This is a genomic window from Nocardiopsis changdeensis (assembly GCF_018316655.1).
In the GTDB taxonomy this organism is placed as follows: Bacteria; Actinomycetota; Actinomycetes; order Streptosporangiales; family Streptosporangiaceae; genus Nocardiopsis; species Nocardiopsis changdeensis.
In genome coordinates this window covers 5,108,801-5,129,370 of record NZ_CP074133.1, presented here as the reverse complement: position 1 = coordinate 5,129,370, position 20,570 = coordinate 5,108,801, and the positions used below count along the sequence as shown (strand labels likewise).

The window sequence follows — 20,570 nt, the reverse complement described above, 5'->3', positions numbered from 1 at the left end:
GCCCGGTTCCCCACCGTGGTCCGGCCCCTTGCCGAACCGGGAGATCTTAACCGAGCAGGCCGTCGAGCGGGATGAGCACACCCGAGCCCAGCGCCAGCAGTCCGGTGGACAGCAGCACCACGAGCATGAACACCGACCCGGCCACGGCCATCCGGTACGCGGCCAGGCGGCGGCGCGCCCGCGAAGAGTCCTTCTTGCTCGCCGCGGTGCGGCCCATCGCGATGAGCGCGACGGACAGCAGCACCGGGAGCGGCCAGGAGGCGCCCAGCTCCCCGGGCAGCAGCCCGGTGACCGCGCCGGCGGCGTCGGCCAGCGTCCCCAGGAGCGGCCCGTGGGCGGCGTCGAGCAGCCCGGTGTAGGCGTCGGTGACGAACGGGCTCTGCGGGTAGAAGCCGTCCTCCGGGCGCAGCGCCCGGCCCAGCCCGTCGACTAGGCCCAGCAGGGCGGCCGGGTAGGCGAAGCGGCGGCACCTGCCGGCGGACATGGCCTTCTGGATCTGGGTCATGGTGCGCTGGACCCGTTTGGCGGCGCGCTCCTGCTGCCTGCGGGCGGCGCCGGGGTCCTGCGGTCCCGTGTTCCGGTCGTCGGGCCGCTGCGCGGCGCCCCACCGGTTCCAGCGGGGGCGGGCGGCGTCCTGCGGCGCGGTGCCGCCGACCACGGGGGTGTCGCCGGTGGCGGCCTCGGCCCGGCGGCGGCGCGCGTCGGAGACCCGGCCGCGGGTCTCGTCCCAGCGGGCCCGGGCCGAGCCGGTCAGCGCGGCCCACCGGTCCTGGCGGCGGGCCCGGCCGTCGGCGCGTTCGCGGTCGGCGATGGAGCCGCCGATGCGGACGGCCTCGGGGAGGAGCAGCACGGCGGTGAGCAGGGCGGCGCGCGGGGCGATCGGGTCGCCGCCGCCGTCGCGCAGGCCGGTGCGGCGCTGCTCGTTCCACCAGGGGGCGTGCGGGGCGGGGCTGCGCTGGGCCGGGTGCCAGGACTGGCGGCGCAGCAGGGCGCGGTGCCGGGAGGCGGTGTCGGGTTCCAGGACCAGTTCGACGGCGCGCGCCCAGGTGGTGTCGATCTCGTGGGCGGCGGGCCGGTCCGGCCGGTCGGCCCCGGGGCCGGTGACGCGGTCCAGGGTCTCGGTGACCCGGCGCATCAGCAGGGGGACCTCGTGCTGGGCGCGTTCGAGCAGGACGCAGCGGCCCGAGCCGTCGCTGCGGCAGCCCGGGTGGGGGCACCAGTGCTGGGAGGCCAGGCCCACCGCGCCCGACTCCAGGGCCTCGCGCACCACGGCGTGCCGGCTGGCCTCGCCGGTGGCCAGCTCCAGCAGGCCGTCGGCGCTGATCTCGTGGCCGCGGTAGCGCGGCGGCATGCCCGGCACGTAGCGGGCGGCCAGGGCGCTGATGGCGATGTGCGCGCGCTCGGGGTGGCCGTCCAGGCCGGTGAGGTAGGCGCGGTCGAAGGTGTGGTCCTTGACCTCGCGGTCGAGCCAGGTGCGCAGCTCCGACCAGTGGGTGCGCAGCCACAGGGCGCCGGTCTCGGAGCGGTCCAGCAGGTCGAAGGCCAGGCTCGGCGGGTCCTCGTGGGAGGCCCCGGCGAACACGATGGGGCGCAGCCGGCGCGCGGTGCGCAGGGCGGGCCGCTCCCCGGCCAGCCATTGGGCGACCTCGGCGTACCCCCAGCGGGCGGCGGGGGAGGGGGCGAGCAGTCCGCGCACCAGCAGCCGCCAGTGCTCGTCGGTGACGGCGGAGATGTCCACCTCGGAGTTGCGGGCGGTGAGCCAGTTGCCGCCGCGGTCGGGGCGGCGGCCGGCGACCAGCTCGTGCGCCATCACGCCCAGGGACCACCAGGCGGCCGGGGCCTCGCGGCGGCCCTCGACGACCTCGGGGGCGGCGTAGTCCTCGGTGATGGCCAGGCCGCCGTAGACGCGGCTCATGGTGGCGCGGACGGCGCCGCCGAAGTCGGTGAGCGCCAGTACCGGCGGGTCCAGGGAGCGGACCAGCAGGTTCTCGGGCTTGACGTCGGTGTGGTTGTGCTGGAGGTCGTCCTGCCAGTGGCGCAGGCACTCGGCGACGGCGGAGACGACGGCGCGGGCGCGGGCGTCGTCCAGCGGGGCTTGGTCGATGACGGCGCGCAGGGAGCCGTGCTCGAAGTACTCCTGGGCCTCCCAGGCCAGGTCCTCCTCCCAGGAGCTCTTGGCGTGGCCGTAGCCCTGGACGGCCGGGGTGTGCGGGGAGGCGGTGCCGCGGGCGCGCAGCCGGTCCAGCAGTTCGCGGTTGATGTCGTGGCCGGGCCGGTACACCTTCAGCGCCAGGCGGCGGCCGGGGGAGTCGGTGGGTTCGACGAGGTAGACGACGGCCTCGCCGCCCGCGCCGATGCGGTCCAGGACCTGGTAGCGGCGGCGCAGCTCGGCGGGGACGGCGTAGTCCAGGTCGCTGGCCGGGCCGACGACGACCCGGGAGACGAGGCGGGCCAGCCAGTCCAGGAAGGGGCCGAACAGGGTGCGCCACCAGGGGGTGCGGGCGTCGCCGCCGGGGCGCGGGGCGCCGGGGCCGGCGGTGGCCGCGGCGGGCCGGTCCACCCGGGTGGGCGGGGCCGCCGGGCCGGGGCCCTGGACGCGGGTGGGAGGGGTCGCGTCGCGGCCGGAGCCCGGCCGCAGGACACGGGTGACCCACCGCGTGGCCCGCGGGGCGGGGTCCGCCTTGGCGGTGGGCGCGGTGGGTTCGATCCGTTGCGTCGGCGCGTTGTCGTCACCGGTGTGGGGCGTGACCATGGAGGTCGGTGCCGTCCTTCGGTTGCGTGGGTGTCGTGGCCGGGATCGGCGGGCCGTCTCCAGGTTAGATGCCCGGCGACGGCCGGTGTCGACCGTGCGCCCGCGGACCCCCGTCGACGATGCGCGCCTCTCCCCGTCTTTCACCCTCTAGGACTCCGGTCACGCCCTCCGGGTTCCCGCTGTACGGGTCCGTTCGCTCACAGGCCGTCAGTGGCCGCGCGGGGTGACGCCGAGCTTCTCGCAGGCCTCCTGGTACATCCGCACGACCTCCTGCCGGATCTGGGGGCGCTCGGTGAGCGGGTGGGCCCAGGGGATCCGCACGGTGTGCTCGGTGCCGCCGACGGTGACGGCGTACTCCCCGGCCTCCCCGTCCAGGCCGGTCATGCGGGCCCCGGTGGCGTCGGGGTGCCCGCCCAGGGCGCGGCAGATCAGCAGGGTGTCCTCGGGGTGGTCGCCGTTCATGTGGGCGGTGACGGCGGTGACGACCTCGGGGGAGAAGGGGCCGGACATGGCGGGCCTTCCTGTCGGGCGCGGGTGCGCGGGGCGAGGGGCGGGGACCGTCCCGCCCCGGTCGACGATAGCCGAGCCCTCCCGAAGATGGCGACACGGTGTCGTCAAAGTCCGGTGCCGTCAGAACCCGGTGTCGGCCCCGGCGGCCGGGCGCGCGGACCCCGGGAAAGGCGAAGGCGCCCGCGGGACGGACGTCCGCGGGCGCCTTCGGAGGGCGGCCTCCCGCCCCGCCCCCGAGGGGCGGGTGGCCGCACGGCGCGTCCGCTCCGGCCGGCGCCGGCCGGAGCGGACGCCGGTCCCCGGGGTCAGGGGGGACAGGGCGCCGGGCCGGTCAGGCCTGGCGGGTGAACTCGGCGTCGATCGTGATGGTGATCTTGTCGCCGACGACCACGCCGCCGCCGTCCATCGGCATCTCGATGTCGACGCCGAACTCCTTGCGGCTGATCTGGGTGGTGGCGGAGAAGCCGGAGCGGTCCAGGCCGTAGGGGTCGAGGGTGGAGCCGTTGAACTCCAGCTTCAGCTCGACGGGCTTGGTGTTGCCCTTGATGGTCAGGTCGCCCTTGAGGACGAAGTCCTCGCCGTCGGCGGCCAGGCCGGTGGAGCGGAAGGAGAACTCGGGGTGGTCCTCCACGTGGAAGAAGTCCGCCGAACGGATGTGGTTGTCGCGGTCGGCGTTGTCCGTGTTGATCGAGGTGGCGTCGATCGTGGCCTCGACCGAGGACTGCGCGGGGTCCTCGGGCACGGTCAGGGTGGCGTCGAACTTCTCGAACCGCCCGTGGACCTTGCTCACCATCATGTGGCGGACGGAGAACCCGACGGTGCTGTGAGCGGCGTCGATCTTCCAGGTGCCGGCCTTGAGTTCCTGCGCTGCCATCTGACTGTCTCCCTGTCGCGGGTCGGGGACCCGGTTCTCGGGCCCTTCTGTTGCCTAGGAACAAGGTACCTTAGAAATATCTTCCTGGGAAGAATCTAATGTGGTCGACACCCCACACGCAACCTCCACCACTAGAATCGCCCCCATGGAGAACCCGGCATGGCTCGACGACGGCGAACAACGGGTCTGGCGGAGCTTCCTGCGCGTCAACGCCTGGATCTACGACGAGCTCGAGCGCGACCTGCGCGGGCGCGGCGGCCTCGGCCTCATCGAGTACGGGATCCTCGTGCACCTGTCCGAGGCCCCCGGGCGGCGCATGCGCATGCGGGCCCTGGCCGACAGCGTCATCGTCTCCAAGAGCCGCCTCTCCCACCAGATCGCCCGCCTCGAACGCGACGGCCTGGTCGGCAAGGAGGAGTGCACCGACGACCGGCGCGGCCTGTGGGCCGTCCTCACCGACGAGGGGGCGCGCCTGCTGGCCGAGGTCGCCCCCGGCCACGCCGCCCGGGTCCGCGCCCTGATGTTCGACCGCCTCGGACCGCTGCGCACCGCCGAACTGGAGGGCCTCCTCGCCGCCCTGGAGCCGGCCGGTGACACCCCGGCGGCCGCCGGGCGGCGCCCCGGTGTCCAGCGGGCCACCGTCGGTGACGGGTGAGCGCGACGCCGCCCCGCCCGGACCCCCGCCCGGGTAGAGTCGGGGGTCGTGAGCAGACCAACGATCATCGGCGCCCAGAACTTCCGTGACGACGACGGGAGCGCCGACCCCGAGGTCGAATCCCGCCTGCGCGCCCACGCCGCCGGCGAGATCGGCGACCGCCAGGTGCTGGCCGCCCTGAGCGGCTCCCGCGTCCTCATCCCCGTGGTCGCCGTGGCCACCGAGACCGAGGAGGGCGTCGGCGGGCTCACCAAGGACAAGAACAGCGAGGTCGCCGTGCCGGTCATGACCGGCAGGGACGGCCGCCGCGGCGTGCTGGCCTTCACCTCGGTCGACGCCGTCCGCCGCTGGCGCTCCGACGCCCGCCCCGTCCCCTTCACCACCAAGGACGCCTGCCAGGCCGCCGTGGAGGAGGGCGCCGACGCCCTGGTCATCGACGTGTCCGGCCCCGTGCCCTACACCGTCCAGGGCCGCTTCCTGACCATGCTCGCCGAGCAGGGCACCGTCCCCGAGCCCAAGGACGACCCCCAGGTCCTGGCCCTGGTCTACCGGGTCACCCACACCGAGTTCGGCATCGAGCGCGTGCGCATCCACCCCTCCCAGCGGGCCGACATCGGCATCCGCCTGGAGCTGGAGGAGCGCGACGACGAATCCCTGCGCCGCGTCGCCGAGCGCCTGGCCGCCGAGCTCCGCCACGTCCTGCCCGGCGGGATCGAGCTCAGCGCGGTCGTGCGCGCCAGGCGCGAGACCGACTGAGGGCCCCGGAGTTCTCCACAGGCGGCGCCCGGGCCTGTCGGCGCGGCGCGCCGACGGGTAGCTTCGCATCATGCCCACCCCCTCGGCGCTCGCGCCCCTCGCCGACCACTGGGCGGTCGCCGTCATCGCGGTCACGGCCCTGGCCGGCCTGCTCGCCGGACACGTCGGCGGCCGCCTGGTACCCCTGTTCGGACCGGCCGGCCCGGCCGACCCGCACACCCGCGCCCCCCTCGACGCGGCCGCCACCAGGGACGGCGCCGCACAGGCCCGCGCCGGGCACGCGGGCGCGCCGGAACCGGAGCCCGCCCCGGGCGAGGACGGACCGCCGCCGCCGCGCTGCCCGCACTGCCTGGCCGAGCTCCGGTTCTGGCGGTGGTTCCCCCTGGTGGCCGACCGCGCCTTCCGCGGCCGCGGCAGCTGCCCGCACTGCGAGCAGACCGTGCGCTCCCACCCCGGGGCCGTCCTGCTGGCCGTTCCCGCCGCAGCCCTCGCCGGGGCCGCCGCCGTCCTGCACCCGGACTGGACGCCCCTGTGGCTGCCCGCGGTGCTCTGGCTCGTCGCGGTGGGCTCCGCCCTGTCCGTCGTCGACCTGCGGGTCCAGCGCCTGCCCGACGCCCTGGTCCGGCCCGCCTACCCGGTGGCCGCCGCCCTCATCGCCCTGGCCGCGCTGACACCGCCGGACGGACCGGCCCCGGGACGGCTCCTGGACGCCCTGCTGGGCATGGTCCTCGTCACGGTCCTGTACTGGCTGCTGTGGCGGATCCACCCGCGGGGGATGGGCCTGGGCGACGTCCGCCTGTCCGGGCTGACCGGCCTGTACGCCGGGTGGGCGGCCGGGCCGCTGGGCGCGCTGACCGCCGTCTTCTGGGCGTTCGCGGCCTTCTCCGCGGTGGGCCTGGTCCTGATCGCGCTGCGCCGCGCCTCCCCGGGCTCGACCTTCCCGCTGGGGCCCTTCATGCTCGCCGCGACCCTCGCCACCGTCCTGGCCGCCGGACCCCTGCTGCCCGAACTCTGAGACCGGATGCCACCCCTCGGACCGATCCGTGAAAAGATCGGTCCATGTTGCGTTGGCTGACCGCAGGGGAATCCCACGGGCCGGCACTCGTCGCGATTCTGGAGGGCCTCCCGGCCGGTGTGTCCGTCACCTCTGACGACATCGCCGCCGCGCTGCTCCGCCGCCGCGCCGGGTACGGTCGTGGCGCCCGGATGAAGTTCGAGCAGGACCAGGTCTCCGTCATCGGGGGCATCCGACACGGCCGCACCCTCGGGGGCCCGGTCGCGATCGAGGTCGGGAACACCGAGTGGCCCAAGTGGGAGCAGGTGATGTCCCCCGACCCGGTGCCCGCCGAGGTGCTGGACGGCATCGCCCGCAACGCCCCGCTCACCCGCCCCCGGCCCGGCCACGCCGACCTCGTCGGCATGCAGAAGTACGGGCACACCGAGGCGAGGCCCATCCTGGAGCGCGCCAGCGCCCGGGAGACCGCCGCCCGCGTCGCCATCGGCGAGGTCGCCCGGCGGTTCTGCCGACAGGCGCTGGGCGTGGAGATCCTCAGCCACGTGGTGTCCATGGGGCCGGTCTCCGTCCCCGACGACGCGCCCGAGCCGGGCCCGCAGGACCTGGCCGCGGTCGACGCCGACCCGCTGCGCTGCTTCGACCCGCAGACCAGCGCCCGCATGGTCGAGGAGGTCGACGACACCAAGAAGTCCGGGGACACCCTCGGCGGCGTCGTCGAGGTCCTCGCCTACGGGCTGCCCCCGGGCCTGGGCACCCACGTCCACTGGGACCGCCGCCTGGACGCCCGGCTGGCCGCCGCCCTGATGGGCATCCAGGCCATCAAGGGCGTCGAGGTCGGCGACGGGTTCCGCACCGCGGCCCGCCGCGGCTCGCAGGCCCACGACGAGATCGAGCCCGGACCCGACGGGGTCCGCCGCCGCACCAACCGCGCCGGGGGCGTCGAGGGCGGCATGAGCACCGGCGACCCGCTGCGGGTGCGCGCCGCCATGAAGCCCATCGCCACCGTGCCGCGGGCGCTGGACACCATCGACACCGAGACCGGTGAGCCCGCCCGGGCCCACCACCAGCGCAGCGACGTCACCGCGGTCCCGGCCGCCGGCGTGGTCGCCGAGTCGATGGTCGCCCTCGTCATCGCCGAGGCCGCCATCGAGAAGTTCGGCGGCGACTCGGTCGAGGAGACCGCCCGCAACCTCCGGGGCTACCTGGACTCCCTGGAGATCCGCTGACCCGCCCGGGGCCCGCCGCCGGCGGGCCCCGGGACCGAGACGAAGGTGGGAAGTAGCGTGTCACGAGCGATCGCGGTCCTGATCGGGTCGCCCGGCTCGGGCAAGTCCACGGTCGGGGAGGCCCTGGCCCGCCGCCTGGGCGCCGACCTGCTGTGCACCGACACCGAGATCGAGAAGCGGGCGGGCAAGCCCGTCGGCGACATCTTCCTGGAGGACGGCGAGGAGCACTTCCGGGCGCTGGAGCGCGAGGTCGTCGCCGAGGGGCTGCGCTCCTGGGAGGGCGTCATCGCGGTCGGCGGCGGCGCCGTCCTGGACGAGGACACCCGCCGCGACCTGGCCGACCACCACGTGGTCTACCTCCAGGTGGAGTTCGCCGAGGCCGCCAAGCGCGTCGGCATGGACGCCGCCCGGCCCCTGCTGGTCGGCAACCCCCGGGCCCGGCTGCGCAAGCTCCTGGACGAGCGGCTGCCGGTCTACGAGTCCCTCGCCACGGTGACGGTGCCCACCACCGGATTCCACCCCGAGGAGATCGTCGACGCCATCGTGCCCACCCTCGACACCGGGAAGGCCGCCCCGTGACCACCACCCGCATCCGCGTCGGCGACGACGCGGGACGCTACGACGTCGTCGTCGGCAGCGGCGTGCTCGCCGAGCTGCCCTCCCTGGTCGGGGAGGCCTCCCGCGTCGCGGTGATCCACCCCGAGGGCCTGGACGCCGTCGCCCGCCCGGTCGCCGGCGCCCTGCGCGCCGCCGGGTACACCGTCCACCCCATGCCCGTCCCCGACGGCGAGGCCGCCAAGACCGCGGCCGTCGCCGCCGACCTGTGGACCCGGCTGGGGCTGAACGGCTTCACCCGCAGCGACGCCGTCGTGGGCGTGGGCGGGGGCGCCACCACCGACCTGGCCGGGTTCGTCGCCGCCACCTGGCTGCGCGGCGTGCGGGCCGTCCTGGTCCCCACCACCCTGCTCGGCATGGTGGACGCCGCCGTCGGCGGCAAGACCGGCATCAACACGCCCGAGGGCAAGAACCTCGTCGGCGCCTTCCACCCCCCGGCCGGGGTGCTGTGCGACCTGGCCACCCTGCCCACCCTGCCCAGGGCCGACTACATCGGCGGGCTCGCCGAGATCATCAAGGCCGGGTTCATCGCCGACCCCGTCATCTGCGACCTGGTCGGGGACGACCCCGAGGGGGCGGCCCTGCCCGAGGGCCGCCATACCCGCGAGCTCATCGAACGGGCCATCCGGGTCAAGGCGGAGGTGGTCTCCGGCGACCTCCGGGAGAGCGGCCTGCGCGAGATCCTCAACTACGGCCACACCCTGGGGCACGCCATCGAGCGCGCCGAGAACTACACGTTCCGCCACGGGTACGCCGTCTCCATCGGCATGGTCTTCGCCGCGGAGCTCGCCCGGCTCGACGGGCGCATCGACGCGGACCTGGTGGCCCGCCACCGCGAGCTGCTCACCTCCGTGGGCCTGCCCGTCTCCTACGGGGCCGCCGCCTGGCCGGGGCTGCGCGCCTCCATGAGCGTCGACAAGAAGGCCCGCGGCGCCACCCTGCGGTTCGTGGTCCTGGACGGCCTCGCGAAGCCGGCCATCCTGGCCGGGCCCGCGCCGGAGCTGCTCGACGCGGCCTACGCCGCCGTCGCGGGCGACGCCCCGGTTCCGGGGAGCCACTAGACTGGCAGCCAGGCGGCCTGTGCACAGGCGCGCCCGGGACGGCTCCCGGGGCGCCCTCGGCCCGCCCCACCGAACCGCCGACCGGGCCCTGCGAGGTTCCGGTCCCCGACGTGTCAGACCCCTGGGAGAGACGACCGAAGTGGCCACGACGAACGACATCAAGAACGGCACGACCCTGCGGATCGACAACGTTCTGTGGAACGTCCTCGAGTTCCAGCACGTCAAGCCGGGCAAGGGCGGCGCGTTCGTCCGTACCAAGCTGAAGAACGTCCTCACCGGCAAGATCGTGGACCGGACCTTCAACGCCGGCGCCAAGGTCGAGTTCGCCAACGTCGACCGCCGCGACATGGAGTACCTGTACCACGACGGCGAGTCCTACATCTTCATGGACACCCAGACCTACGACCAGCTCCCGGTCCCCGAGGCCGTCGTCGGCGACGACAGCAACTTCCTGCTGGAGAACACCAAGGTCACGGTGGCCACCAACGAGGGCAACCCGCTCTACATCGAGCTGCCCGCCGCGGTCGAGCTGGAGATCACCCACACCGACCCCGGCGTCCAGGGCGACCGCTCCACCGGCGGCACCAAGCCCGCCACCGTCCAGACCGGCGCCACCATCCAGGTGCCCCTGTTCATCTCCACCGGCGAGCGCGTCAAGGTCGACACCCGCACGGGCGACTACCTCGGGCGAGTCAACTGATGAGCGGAGCACGGCGCAAGGCGCGGCGGCGCGCGGTCGAGGTCCTCTACGAGGCCGAGGTGCGCGGCATCTCGGTGGAAGAGGTCATCCGCCGCCGCCGGGCCCAGCCCGAGCCGCCGATCAACGAGTTCACCGAGCAGCTGGCCCGCGCCGTCGACGGCCACCGGGACCGCATCGACGAACTCCTCGACACCTACGCGATCGGCTGGACCCTGGAGCGGATGCCGGTCGTGGACCGCAACATCCTGCGGATGGGCGCCTACGAGCTGCTGTGGGCCGAGGACATCCCCGACGCGGTGGCGATCGCCGAGGCCGTGGGGGTCGCCAAGGAACTGTCCACCGACGAGTCTCCCAACTTCGTCAACGGGCTGCTGTCCAGGCTGATGGAGAACAAGGCGACGCTCGCCCTGTAGGCGGGCGCGGACCGGCGCGCGCACGGGGTGCGGGCGCCGGGTGGGACGAGCACGGTGGGGGACCGGTGGGCGACAGGAGCGAGGCGGCAGTGAGCGGTCTGGGAGAGGGCGGGGCCACCGGCCCGGGCCGGGCGGCCAACACCGCGCGGACCGCCGTCGTGTGGGAGGCCCTGGCCGGACTGCTGGACCGCCTCGGCGGCGACTCCCCCCTGGACATCGTCGACGCCGGGGGCGGGACCGGAGGGGCCGCCGTCCCGCTCGCCGAGCTCGGCCACCGGGTCACCGTCGTCGAGCCCAGCCCCGACTCGCTGGCAGCCCTGGAGCGCCGCGCCGCCGAGCGCGGGGTGCGGGTGCGCGGCGTGCAGGGCGACACCGGCGACCTGGCCACGCTGTTCCCCGAGGGGAGCACCGACCTCGTCCTGGTCCACAACGTGCTGGAGTACGTCGACGACCCCGTCGCCGCCCTGCGCGACGTGGTCGGCATCACCCGGCCCGGCGGCGCGGTCAGCCTGCTGGTCACCAACGCCGTCGCCGGGGCCCTGCACCGCGCCCTGGCCGGACACCTCACCGACGCCCGCGCCCTCCTGGAGGACGCCGAGGGCCGCTGGGGCCCGGGCGACCCGATCCCGCGGCGGTTCACCCGCCGCGGCGTCCTGGAGCTGGTCGGCGCCGCCGGGCTCACCGGCGAGCGGGTCCGCGGCGTCCGGGTGTTCGCCGACCTGGTCCCCGGCCACGCCTGGGAGGGCGACGTGCACGCCGGCCGCCACCTGGTGGAACTGGAGAAGGCCGCGGCCGACCACCCCGAGCTGCTGGGCATCGCCACCCAGCTGCACGTCACCGCCCACCGGCCCTGAGAACCGTCCCGCCCGGCGCGTAGCCTGACCGTATGAGCCGACGTCAACTGGAGCGCGGGGCCGCGCTGCGGGGCATGGTCACCCCGCAGGGCATCGTCCCCCTGGGCGCGGACTTCCCGCGCGACGGGTCGGGCCCGGACTCCGACTGCAACGTCCTGCACCTGGACATGGACGCGTTCTTCGCGAGCGTGGAGCGGCTGCGCAACCCCGGCCTGGCGGACACGCCGATCATCGTCGGCGGCACCGGCCCGCGCAGCGTCGTCTCCTCCGCCGACTACCGCGCCCGCGCCCGCGGCGTCCACTCCGCGATGCCGATGGCGCAGGCCCTGCGCCTGTGCCCCGGCGCCGCCGTGTTCCCGCCCGACGGGCGCGCCTACCGGGAGGTCTCCCGGGCGGTCATGGAGATCCTGCGGGCGGTCACCCCGCTGGTGCAGCCGCTGTCCCTGGACGAGGCGTTCCTGGACGTCTCCGGGGCGCGCAGGCGCCTGGGCGGGCCGGTGCGGATCGCCGCGATGATCCGCGAGAGGGTCCGCGCGGAGCAGGGGCTGACCTGCTCGGTGGGGGTGGCCGCCACCCGGTTCACCGCCAAGCTCGGCTCCACCCACTGCAAACCCGACGGCCTGCTCCTGGTGCCGAGCGCGGCGGTCCGCTCCTTCCTGGACCCGCTGCCGGTCGGCGCGCTGCCCGGGGTGGGGGACAAGACCGAGCGGACCCTGGCCCGGATGGGCGTGCGCACCGTCGGCGCCCTGGCCCGGTACGACCGCGACCTGCTGCGCATGGAACTGGGCGACAAGCACGGAGCCCGGCTGGCCGACCTCGCCCACGGCGTCGACGACAGCCCGGTGGAGCCCGAGAGCGAGGACAAGAGCATCGGCGCCGAGGAGACCTTCGCCGTCGACGTCGCCGACCCCGAAGAGGTCCACCGCGAGCTGCTGCGGCTCTCCGAGAAGGTGGCGAGGAGGCTGAGGGCCTCGGGGCAGATGGGGCGCACGGTGAGCGTCAAGCTCCGCAAGGGTGATTTCTCGACCATCACCCGGGCCCGCACCCTGCCCGACGCCACCGACGTCGGCCGGGAGATCAACGCCGTCGCCCGGGCCCTTTACGCCGAATCCGGGCTGAGGGGAACCCCGATGCGCCTGGTCGGCGTTCGCATGGAGGGGATCGTTCCCGCCTCCGGGGTGCACCGCCAGCTGGCCCTGGACGAACAGGACACGGGGTGGCGCGACGTCGAGCGCGTCATGGACCGGGTGGCGGAACGATTCGGACCGGGCGCGCTACAGTCGGCGGTATTGGCCAAGCGTGACGAAAACGACGTATGATGCCGCAACTTCCGGGCCGTCCTCAGCGTTACATGGGGTAGGACCGGAGTCAGGGTAGACAGAGAGGCATGGAAGCCGGTGTTTCCGATACAGCGCGGGGGTATCGTGGCCTTGGTCGGTCAGGTCCGCACGCAGCTTTTCCTTCCACGGTGCGCTAGCGCACCGTATTCTGGGCATACCACTGACCAAGAGATCATTGATCAGTACCCGTCACCCCAACCGGGGACTGTTGTAGGGAGGCGCCGTGCCGCTCTCTGAACACGAGCAGCGCATGCTCGACCAGATCGAGCAGGCGCTGTATGCCGAGGACCCGAAGTTCGCGAACACCGTTCGGCAGACGAACCCCGTGGTCCATCACAAGCGCCGGATCATCAAGGCAGGGCTCGGGTTCGTCCTCGGCCTCGTGCTGATGTTGACGGGCCTGCTGCTCGGCAGCAGCGTCGGCCTCGCGGTCGGTGTCACCGTCAGCGTGGGCGGCTTCCTCGTGATGCTGGCCTGTCTGCTGTGGGGGCTCAACGCCTGGCGCCGGGCCGCCGTCGGCGGGCCGGCCGAGGCCCCGCCGGACGAGCCCAAGCGCCGCAAGGGCGACCGCCCGGGCATGATGAATCGCTTCGAGGAGCGCTGGCGCCGCCGCCAGCAGGGCGACGAGTGATCTCGCCACCCTGACCGACCGGATCACGAACGGGGCCCCGCACACCGTGCGGGGCCCCTTCGTCGTCCCCACCGCCGTTCCGCCGACCGAAGAGCGTTGATCCCTGCCCGGACGGGTACTCCGGGGCCGGGGAGGGTCCGTGCCGGGAGCGGTGTCTCTCGCCGGAGCGGGCGTCCGTGCCTTGACCAGGGCGGGTGCTCCGAAAGGGGGCCCGCATCGGGAAGGTGGCGTGCCCGGCCGGGGAGCGGTGACCCCTGTCTGGGTGGGCTCCCGCGTTCCGCCCGGGGATGGCACTCCGGGGCAGGGTGTGTCCGTGGCGGGAGCGGGGCCTCTCGCCGGGGTGGGTGTTCGTGTTCTTTCTGGGGCGGGTGTTCCGGGAGGGGACCCGCCCCCGGAGGGCGGCGGGTCCGGGCCGGGGGCGTGCCCGGGCCGGGGGCGTGCCCGGCCCGGGGCGGTCAGGCGTTCTGCGGGGTGGGGTCCGCGACCGGGCGGCGGGGGCGGTCCCACAGGGAGCGGGGGAGCAGCGCCGCGCGCAGGCGCACGCCCCGCGGCACCACCGCGGGCAGGCCGCGCACGATGACGCGCAGGTCCGCGCCGACCTCCTCGCTCCAGGAGGCCGCCGGGGCGTACCGGTCGCGCTCCTCGGCCAGCGCCAGGCGGTGCAGGGCCGCGCGCGTCTCCTCCGGGAGCGGTACCCGGTCCGCGTCGCGCAGGGCCGCCAGGCGGGCCGCCGTGCCGCGCGGGCTCTCCGCCAGGTCCCAGCCCAGGCCCAGGTCCACGCAGGTGTCGCGCAGCTCCCGCCAGGCCGCGCCCGGGCGGCCCAGGCGGGACCGGCGCACGGACGCGCGCACCGCGGCGGGCAGGAACGGCAGCAGGAGGAGGGCCGCCACGGCCGCCGCGGCGGGCAGCCACGACAGGTCCGGGGCGTCCCGGCCGTCCCCGGCGGGCGCGGCCGCGGCCTCCTGCTCCTCCTCGGCGGAGGGGGACGGGGAGGGGGAGTCCTCCGGGGTCGGCTCCGGCTCCTCCTGCTCCGGGGTCGGCTCCTCCGTCGAGCCGGGCGTGGGCTCGGGGTCGGGGCGCTCGGCGGTGAGCCCGCCCCCGTCGGTGTACTCGGGCTCGGTCGCCGAGCCCTGGCCGCCCACCCCGCCCGGCGTCGGCTCGAAGCGCACCCACCCGGCGCCCTCGAAGTACAGCTCCGGCCAGGCGTGGGCGTCGCCGCTGGTCACGGTCCAGCGGCCGTCGCCGGTGCGCTCGCCCGCGGTGTAGCCGACCGCGACCCGGGCGGGGATGCCCGCCTGGCGGGCCATCACGGCCATCGCCCCGGCGAACTGCTGGCAGTACCCGGTCCGGTCCACGGTCAGGAAGTGCACCAGCGGGTCGGCGTCGGCGGGCACCTCCGGCGGGCGCAGGCTGTAGGTGAAGTCCCCCGAGGTGAAGAACTCCTGGAGGGCGACCGCCTTGAGGTAGGGCGAGTCGGTGTGGCCGGTCACCTCCTCGGTGAGCTCCCGGACCTCCCGCCCCACGGAGGAGGGCACCGAGCGGAAGTCGCCCGGCAGCGACAGCGGGGACCCCGCGGCCCCGGCCAGGTCCTCGGCGGTGACCTCCCGCTCGGTGGTCTCCACCGTGAAGCTCAGGCCCGTGGGCGGCTGCTCGGTGGTGAACACCATGAGGCTGTCGGGGTGCACGTACCAGTCGCCGGAGACGTCGACGGACCGCGCCCAGTACGGCAGCGGCAGGAAGTCCATGCCCTCGACGTCGGAGTCCAGGGACACCCGTGTCATCACGGTGTCCTCCTCCGGCGCGGACGGCCACCCGGTGGGCAGCGGGAGCTCGTCCTGGACCCGGGTGTCCCCGGAGGCGTCGACCGGGTTCATCGTCCAGTTGACGCCGTCGAACTCGTCCAGCACGTACCGGCGCAGGTAGCCGGGCTCCTCGGCGTCGGTGCGGTAGGTCAATACGGTCCGGTCGGAGCTGGACAGCAGGTCCCGGCGCATCGACACCAGCGGGTGCGTGGTGGTGATGACGTCGTTCTGGCGGCCGACGTAGGTTCCCTGGGCCAGGGTGTGGAAGGCGTCGGTGCGCAGGCCCGGCAGCGCGGCGGGCAGGGCCAGCGCCGGCACGACGGCGACGGTCGCGGCCAGGGCCGCGGCGGCCCCGTGCCGGAGGGCGCCCAGCGGCGGCGTGGGCACCGCCACCCCCCACTCGCGGCCGCGCACCCACATGTCCACGGCCAGCAGCTGGACGAACCCGAACACGCACACGACGACCGCGCCGGTGCCGATCCCGGACCCCTCCACCACCAGCGGCACCACGGCCAGGGCCAGCAGCAGCCCGCCGACCATGCCGGGGCAGCGGGCGGTGGCGGCCAGGAAGTCGGCGGCGACGAGGAACAGCGCGAACGCCAGCGCGATGATCAGCATCACCCCGGCGGTCGCGGTCACCGGCGGTTCGTTGGTGTCGATGACCTCCAGCCCCTGGGAGAAGGCGGTGAGCACGTGCCCGACCGCCGCCCCGGAGGGCAGCACGCCCAGGGGGGCCAGGTGCCCGGCGAACAGCGGGACGACGAGCAGCGCCACCACGGCCAGCTGGAGGACGGGCACGAGCAGGCCCAGCCACCCGGTCAGCACCCGGTAGAGCACCGACACGGCGGTGGCCGCGCCCATGAGCAGGACCGCGGGGAGCCACCAGTCGTCACCGCGCACCAGCGGCGCGATGAGGGGGAGGGCGCACAGCAGGGAGACCAGTGCGGCCAGGGGCATCAGGGCTTTCAACGCGGGACCTTCCCGAGGGGTGCGGCGTCGCGCCACAGCGAAGGCAGTTCGGAGAGGGCCGGCAGGTGCACGACCCGCCAGCCGGAGGCGGCCAGGATCTCGCCGGCGCCGGCGCGCGCCTGCTCGGAGGGCCAGGCGGCCCCCGCGCACAGCACGGCCACCCGGTGCCCGCCCCCGCTCCTGGCCAGGGCCGCGGCCTCCTCCGCGGTGAGCGCGCCCGTCACCGCGACGGTCAGGGAGGCGCCGGACGTGGGGAGGGCGGGGAGGGCGGCGGCGTCGGAGGCCTCCAGGACGGCGAGTCCGTCCAGCAGGGCGCCGGGCACGGCGGCGGGCATCCGCCCGCGCTCGGTGTGCAGCCGCACCTCGTGGTTCCGGTCGAGCAGGTGCAGGGCGACGGAGGCGGCGGCGCCCACGGCGGTCTCCAGGGAGTCGGCGGGCCCGCCGCCCGCGTGCGCGCCGCGCCGGGTGTCGAGCAGGACGACGCCGTACTCGCGCCGGTGCTGCTCGTCGCGGCGCACCATCAGCTCGCCGTGCTTGGCGGTGGAGCGCCAGTGGACCCTGCGCAGCTCGTCGCCGTACTGGTACCCGCGGGGGACCGGGTCCTGCTCGCCGATCCCGCTCTGCGTGCGGCGCGGCGAGTCGTCCCCCTGGGTGCCGCCCGAGCTGCCGCTCCGGTCCAGGGGCACGGTGGCGGGGGTGACGAGCAGGTGCTCGGGGGCTCCGGGGCGCTGCTCCACCCGCACCAGGCCCAGCGGGTCGGTGAGCGCGATCCACAGCGGGCCCAGCGGGTAGTTGCCGCGCACGGCGGGGCGGACCAGGTAGGCGAGGTCGCGGACGCCGCGCGGGCCTAGGAAGCCGATGGAGTAGCGGGGCTCGTGGCCCAGCCGGGTGGGCAGGGTGTCGCCGACCGACACCGCCGCCACCGGCCAGGTGTGCGAGGAGTTGCCGATCCGGATCATGATCCGGGCGTCGTGCCCCGCCGGGACCCGGGAGGGTACGACGCTGCGGCTGTGCACCACCCGGTCGGCGGCCCCGATCAGGGAGAGCGCCGCCGCCGGCGGCAGCGCCGTGGCCAGCACGCCCAGGACCACCAGCTCCCGCTGTCCGACGACGAACCCGGCGACCAGCGCGGCCAGGCCCAGGAGCAGCATGCACACGCCTCGGGCGGTGAGGGTTCGTCGCGGGCGCATGGACCCTCTTCTCGTAGGGGACCGGTCGGCGGACCGGTGCGGGGGATCAGCGGGGGGCGGGGACGGGCAGCCGGGCGACCAGGTCGGCGACGATCCGCTCGGGGGCCGTGCGCTCCATCTGCGCCTGCGGGCCGACCAGCAGGCGGTGCGCCAGGACGGGCACGGCCAGGTTCTGGACGTCGTCGGGGACGACGTAGTGGCGGCCCTCCAGGGCGGCGTGCGCGCGGGCGGCCCGCACCAGGTGCAGGGTGGCCCGCGGGGAGGCGCCCAGGTCCAGGTCGGGGCTGGTCCGGGTGGAGTTGACCAGGTCCACGATGTAGCGGCGCATGCCGGGGGCCACGTGCACCCCGCGCACCAGGTCGGCCAGGCGGCGGACGGTGCCCGCGTCGGTGACCGCGGCCAGGCCCTCCAGCGGCGATCCGGTGCCGTGCGAGTCGATCATGTCGAGCTCGGCCTGGGGGGAGGGGTAGCCCACGGAGACACGGGCCATGAACCGGTCCCGCTGGGCCTCGGGCAGGGCGTAGGTGCCCTCCATGTCCGCCGGGTTCTGGGTGGCCACGACCATGAACGGCCGCTCCAGGGGGCGGGTGCGCCCGTCGACGCTGACCTGCCGCTCCTCCATGCACTCCAGCAGGGCGGCCTGGGTCTTGGGCGAGGCGCGGTTGATCTCGTCGCCCAGCACGATGTTGGCGAAGACCGGCCCGGGGTTGAACTCGAACTCGCGCCGCTCCTGGTGGTAGACGCTGACCCCGGTGATGTCGCCGGGCAGCAGGTCCGGGGTGAACTGGACGCGCTGCACGGAGCAGTCCACCGCCCGGCCCAGGGCCTTGGCCAGCATGGTCTTGCCGACACCGGGGACGTCCTCGATGAGCAGGTGGCCCTCGGACAGCAGGACGGTCAGCGCGATGCGCAGGACCTCCGGCTTGCCCTCGATGACCGTCTCGATGGCGCCGCGGATGCGGTCCGCCACGGCGACGACCTCTTCCACGTCCGCCTGGACGCCGCCCCCGCCGTGGTGTGTGCCGAGTGACACGAGACCCCTCCCGCTGCGTGTGTCGGTGTTCGGAACCGAGGCTAGGGCCAATCAGAGCGATTGCAAACCAAAGTGCCGGAATCGGTCGTCGAATGCGGTCCGGTGCTACGAAAGTGGACTAAAGCGTGAGAATTGCTCATCTGATCATTCGTGGAGCCCGGGGTGCGACGAACGGCGCGTTGGTGAATAAGGGGGCGAAGCGGCCGCCGGGACTTTCCCGGGGACGCCCCGGACCCCGCCCGGAGCCCCGGTGGCGCGGCACGCCCGGGGCCTCGACCTCCCCCACTCGCACCCCACCGCTGTGACCTGCGAATTCATCGTCCAATCGGCCATTGTGCCCGCATCGGAGCTGTTGACGGTGGGGAAGAGTGGAGTAAGGTGGAGCAGCGTGGAGAGGGCGAATTCTCCACATCGGGGGGAGGTCGGGAGTGTGTTCCTCGGTACCCACACGCCCCGCCTCGACCAGAAGGGGCGCCTGTTCCTCCCCGCGAAGTACCGCGACGAGCTGTCGGGGGGTGTGGTGATCACCAAGGGCCAGGAACGCTGCCTCTACGTCTTCCCGGTCAAGGAGTTCGTGCGCATCACCGACTCCCTCGCCCGGGCCCCCGTCACCGACCGCGCGGTCCGCGACTACGGTCGCATCTTCTTCGCCGGCGCCTCCGACCAGACCTGCGACGGCCAGGGCCGGGTCACCGTTCCGGCCCCCCTGCGCGCCTACGCGGGGCTCACCCGCGACTGCGCCGTCATCGGGGCCAACACCCGGCTGGAGATCTGGGACGCCGTGGCCTGGTCGGAATACGAGGCCGCACGCGAACGCGAGTTCGCGGACCTGGCGGAGGAGGTGCTGCCCGGGGTGCTGTGAGTCCGGACACCCCCGGACCCACGGCACCGGCGAGTCCACACCCTCGCAGCCGGGGTCCGGCGACGGCCTCCGAACGCGGTGACACGAGCTGGCGCGACTTCCCCGGTGCCAGACCGTCAACGCCGGTCCGCCGAAAGGTGGACAATAGCGGCCGTGTTCGGAGGCCCGCCGGAACCCGGTGAGGCCACGCCACACCGCGGAGCCCGGCCTGGGCCGGACGCGACCGCGGCGGAACGAGGGGGAGCGCGACAGCGTGGAGGAACGGCAGCGCATGGGGGACGACACCCGGGAGCGCGGGAACGAGGGCGCGGGAGCCGGGGGGACCGGCGACGACCGCGTCGCGGCCGCCCGCACGGGGGCCGACCCCCTGCACGTCCCGGTCATGCTCGACCGCATCGTGGACCTGCTGGCACCGGCACTGGACCAACCCGGCGCCGTGTTCGTCGACGGCACCCTGGGCCTGGGCGGCCACTCCGAGGCGATCCTCGCGGCCTGCCCGAACGCCCGCCTGGTCGGCGTCGACCGCGACACCACCGCCCTGGAGCGCAGCGCCGCCCGCCTGGCCCCCTATGCCGACCGCGTCCACCTGGTCCACGCGGTCTACTCCGAGATCCCCCGCGCCCTCGACGAGGCCGGGGCGGCGGAGGCCGACGCCGTCCTGCTCGACCTGGGCGTGTCCTCGCCCCAGCTCGACGAGACCGACCGCGGCTTCGCCTACGCCCACGACGCGCCGCTGGACATGCGCATGGACCGCACCCAGCCGCTCACCGCCGCCGAGGTCGTCAACACCTACCCGGTGTCCGAGCTCACCCGCGTCCTGCGCGCCTACGGCGAGGAGCGGTTCGCCTCCCGCGTGGCCCGCGCCATCGAGCGCCGCCGCGCCCAGGGCCCCATCGAGTCCACCCGCGAACTCGCCGAACTGGTCCGCGACGCCATCCCCGCGGCCACCCGCCGAACCGGCGGGCACCCGGCCAAGCGCACCTTCCAGGGGCTGCGCATCGAGGTCAACGCCGAGCTGTCCATCCTCGAGCGCACCCTGCCCGCCGCCCTCTCCCGACTGGCCGTCGGGGGGCGCATCGCCGTGCTGTCGTACCACTCGCTGGAGGACCGCCTCACCAAGAAGGCGTTCGCGGCCCTGGCCACCGACACCACGCCCGCCGACCTGCCCGTCCCCCTCCCGGACCGGCAGCCCGAGCTCCGGCTCCTCACCCGGGGGGCCGAACTCCCCACGGACGAAGAGAACGAACGCAACCCCCGCGCCCAGTCGGCACGCCTGCGCGCGGCCGAACGCGTGCGGCCCGCGCGGTAGTAG

Annotated in this window: 19 protein-coding genes; 13 read left to right on the top strand and 6 right to left on the bottom strand. The window is 74.8% G+C overall.

Features of this window, described 5'->3' with window-relative positions:
• Positions 1 to 46: 46 nt before the first annotated feature.
• The 3 genes from KGD84_RS23320 to KGD84_RS23310 all read right to left on the bottom strand — a co-directional run bounded on the left by KGD84_RS23320 (position 47) and on the right by KGD84_RS23310 (position 4,136).
• Complete coding sequence (locus KGD84_RS23320; protein ID WP_220562527.1) at positions 47 to 2,752, bottom strand: protein kinase domain-containing protein; 2,706 nt, start codon at positions 2,750 to 2,752, stop codon at positions 47 to 49.
• A gap of 207 nt (positions 2,753 to 2,959) precedes the next feature.
• On the bottom strand, positions 2,960 to 3,262 hold the full coding sequence (locus KGD84_RS23315) for a DUF2470 domain-containing protein (protein ID WP_220562526.1): 303 nt from the start codon (positions 3,260 to 3,262) through the stop codon (positions 2,960 to 2,962).
• Between the two features lie 331 nt (positions 3,263 to 3,593).
• Positions 3,594 to 4,136, bottom strand: a complete 543-nt coding sequence (locus tag KGD84_RS23310) for a YceI family protein (protein ID WP_220562525.1) — start codon at positions 4,134 to 4,136, stop codon at positions 3,594 to 3,596.
• 145 nt (positions 4,137 to 4,281) lie between these two features.
• On the opposite strand from KGD84_RS23310, the gene KGD84_RS23305 reads away from it, so the two are divergent.
• The 11 genes from KGD84_RS23305 to KGD84_RS23255 all read left to right on the top strand — a co-directional run bounded on the left by KGD84_RS23305 (position 4,282) and on the right by KGD84_RS23255 (position 13,402).
• On the top strand, positions 4,282 to 4,791 hold the full coding sequence (locus KGD84_RS23305; RefSeq protein WP_220562524.1) for a MarR family winged helix-turn-helix transcriptional regulator: 510 nt from the start codon (positions 4,282 to 4,284) through the stop codon (positions 4,789 to 4,791).
• 48 nt (positions 4,792 to 4,839) lie between these two features.
• Positions 4,840 to 5,547 (top strand): SseB family protein, encoded by a 708-nt coding sequence (locus KGD84_RS23300; protein ID WP_220562523.1) that lies wholly within the window; start codon positions 4,840 to 4,842, stop codon positions 5,545 to 5,547.
• 70 nt (positions 5,548 to 5,617) lie between these two features.
• A complete protein-coding gene (locus tag KGD84_RS23295; protein ID WP_220562522.1) occupies positions 5,618 to 6,562 on the top strand; it encodes a prepilin peptidase in 945 nt (314 codons plus the stop codon).
• Between the two features lie 44 nt (positions 6,563 to 6,606).
• Complete coding sequence (gene aroC, locus KGD84_RS23290; RefSeq protein ID WP_220562521.1) at positions 6,607 to 7,788, top strand: chorismate synthase; 1,182 nt, start codon at positions 6,607 to 6,609, stop codon at positions 7,786 to 7,788.
• 57 nt (positions 7,789 to 7,845) lie between these two features.
• The gene (locus KGD84_RS23285) at positions 7,846 to 8,367 is read left to right on the top strand and encodes a shikimate kinase (RefSeq protein ID WP_220562520.1); all 522 of its coding nucleotides are present in this window, start codon (positions 7,846 to 7,848) and stop codon (positions 8,365 to 8,367) included.
• Positions 8,364 to 9,464 (top strand): 3-dehydroquinate synthase, encoded by a 1,101-nt coding sequence (aroB, locus tag KGD84_RS23280; protein ID WP_220562519.1) that lies wholly within the window; start codon positions 8,364 to 8,366, stop codon positions 9,462 to 9,464. The genes KGD84_RS23285 and aroB overlap by 4 nt, the downstream gene beginning before the upstream one ends.
• Before the next feature lie 139 nt (positions 9,465 to 9,603).
• The gene (gene efp / locus KGD84_RS23275; protein WP_220562518.1) at positions 9,604 to 10,164 is read left to right on the top strand and encodes an elongation factor P; all 561 of its coding nucleotides are present in this window, start codon (positions 9,604 to 9,606) and stop codon (positions 10,162 to 10,164) included.
• Entirely contained in the window at positions 10,164 to 10,577 is a 414-nt protein-coding gene (gene nusB, locus KGD84_RS23270) for a transcription antitermination factor NusB (RefSeq protein ID WP_220562517.1), read from the top strand. Before efp ends, nusB begins: the two co-directional genes overlap by 1 nt.
• A 65-nt stretch (positions 10,578 to 10,642) precedes the next feature.
• Positions 10,643 to 11,431, top strand: a complete 789-nt coding sequence (locus KGD84_RS23265) for a methyltransferase domain-containing protein (RefSeq protein WP_220562516.1) — start codon at positions 10,643 to 10,645, stop codon at positions 11,429 to 11,431.
• 32 nt (positions 11,432 to 11,463) lie between these two features.
• Positions 11,464 to 12,750 (top strand): DNA polymerase IV, encoded by a 1,287-nt coding sequence (gene dinB, locus KGD84_RS23260; RefSeq protein ID WP_220562515.1) that lies wholly within the window; start codon positions 11,464 to 11,466, stop codon positions 12,748 to 12,750.
• Positions 12,751 to 12,994: 244 nt separating this feature from the next.
• The gene (locus KGD84_RS23255) at positions 12,995 to 13,402 is read left to right on the top strand and encodes a DUF3040 domain-containing protein (protein ID WP_220562514.1); all 408 of its coding nucleotides are present in this window, start codon (positions 12,995 to 12,997) and stop codon (positions 13,400 to 13,402) included.
• Positions 13,403 to 13,857: 455 nt separating this feature from the next.
• Here KGD84_RS23255 and KGD84_RS23250 read toward each other — a convergent pair whose 3' ends face one another.
• From KGD84_RS23250 to KGD84_RS23240, 3 genes are read right to left on the bottom strand one after another with little or no spacing between them, the layout of a single operon-like run.
• On the bottom strand, positions 13,858 to 16,173 hold the full coding sequence (locus KGD84_RS23250) for a transglutaminase TgpA family protein (RefSeq protein ID WP_338151188.1): 2,316 nt from the start codon (positions 16,171 to 16,173) through the stop codon (positions 13,858 to 13,860).
• Positions 16,170 to 17,363, bottom strand: a complete 1,194-nt coding sequence (locus KGD84_RS23245; RefSeq protein WP_220562513.1) for a DUF58 domain-containing protein — start codon at positions 17,361 to 17,363, stop codon at positions 16,170 to 16,172. Before KGD84_RS23245 ends, KGD84_RS23250 begins: the two co-directional genes overlap by 4 nt.
• A gap of 46 nt (positions 17,364 to 17,409) precedes the next feature.
• Positions 17,410 to 18,396: an AAA family ATPase gene (locus KGD84_RS23240; RefSeq protein WP_220562512.1), complete on the bottom strand. Its 987-nt coding sequence runs from the start codon at positions 18,394 to 18,396 to the stop codon at positions 17,410 to 17,412.
• Positions 18,397 to 18,826: 430 nt separating this feature from the next.
• On the opposite strand from KGD84_RS23240, the gene mraZ reads away from it, so the two are divergent.
• Positions 18,827 to 19,258, top strand: coding sequence for a division/cell wall cluster transcriptional repressor MraZ (gene mraZ / locus KGD84_RS23235; RefSeq protein WP_220562511.1), 432 nt, complete (start codon positions 18,827 to 18,829; stop codon positions 19,256 to 19,258).
• A 271-nt stretch (positions 19,259 to 19,529) separates the two neighbouring features.
• The gene (gene rsmH / locus KGD84_RS23230) at positions 19,530 to 20,567 is read left to right on the top strand and encodes a 16S rRNA (cytosine(1402)-N(4))-methyltransferase RsmH (RefSeq protein ID WP_220562510.1); all 1,038 of its coding nucleotides are present in this window, start codon (positions 19,530 to 19,532) and stop codon (positions 20,565 to 20,567) included.
• The last annotated feature ends 3 nt before the right edge of the window (positions 20,568 to 20,570 follow it).

What these genes read in the sequence shown, in the direction of transcription:
- KGD84_RS23320 (WP_220562527.1), bottom strand. Translation starts at nt 2,752, where the DNA reads ATGGTCACGCCCCACACCGGTGACGACAACGCGCCGACGCAACGGATC.
- KGD84_RS23315 (WP_220562526.1), bottom strand. Translation starts at nt 3,262, where the DNA reads ATGTCCGGCCCCTTCTCCCCCGAGGTCGTCACCGCCGTCACCGCCCAC.
- KGD84_RS23310 (WP_220562525.1), bottom strand. Translation starts at nt 4,136, where the DNA reads ATGGCAGCGCAGGAACTCAAGGCCGGCACCTGGAAGATCGACGCCGCT.
- KGD84_RS23305 (WP_220562524.1), top strand. Translation starts at nt 4,282, where the DNA reads ATGGAGAACCCGGCATGGCTCGACGACGGCGAACAACGGGTCTGGCGG.
- KGD84_RS23295 (WP_220562522.1), top strand. Translation starts at nt 5,618, where the DNA reads ATGCCCACCCCCTCGGCGCTCGCGCCCCTCGCCGACCACTGGGCGGTC.
- aroC (WP_220562521.1), top strand. Translation starts at nt 6,607, where the DNA reads ATGTTGCGTTGGCTGACCGCAGGGGAATCCCACGGGCCGGCACTCGTC.
- nusB (WP_220562517.1), top strand. Translation starts at nt 10,164, where the DNA reads ATGAGCGGAGCACGGCGCAAGGCGCGGCGGCGCGCGGTCGAGGTCCTC.
- dinB (WP_220562515.1), top strand. Translation starts at nt 11,464, where the DNA reads ATGAGCCGACGTCAACTGGAGCGCGGGGCCGCGCTGCGGGGCATGGTC.
- KGD84_RS23245 (WP_220562513.1), bottom strand. Translation starts at nt 17,363, where the DNA reads ATGCGCCCGCGACGAACCCTCACCGCCCGAGGCGTGTGCATGCTGCTC.
- rsmH (WP_220562510.1), top strand. Translation starts at nt 19,530, where the DNA reads ATGGGGGACGACACCCGGGAGCGCGGGAACGAGGGCGCGGGAGCCGGG.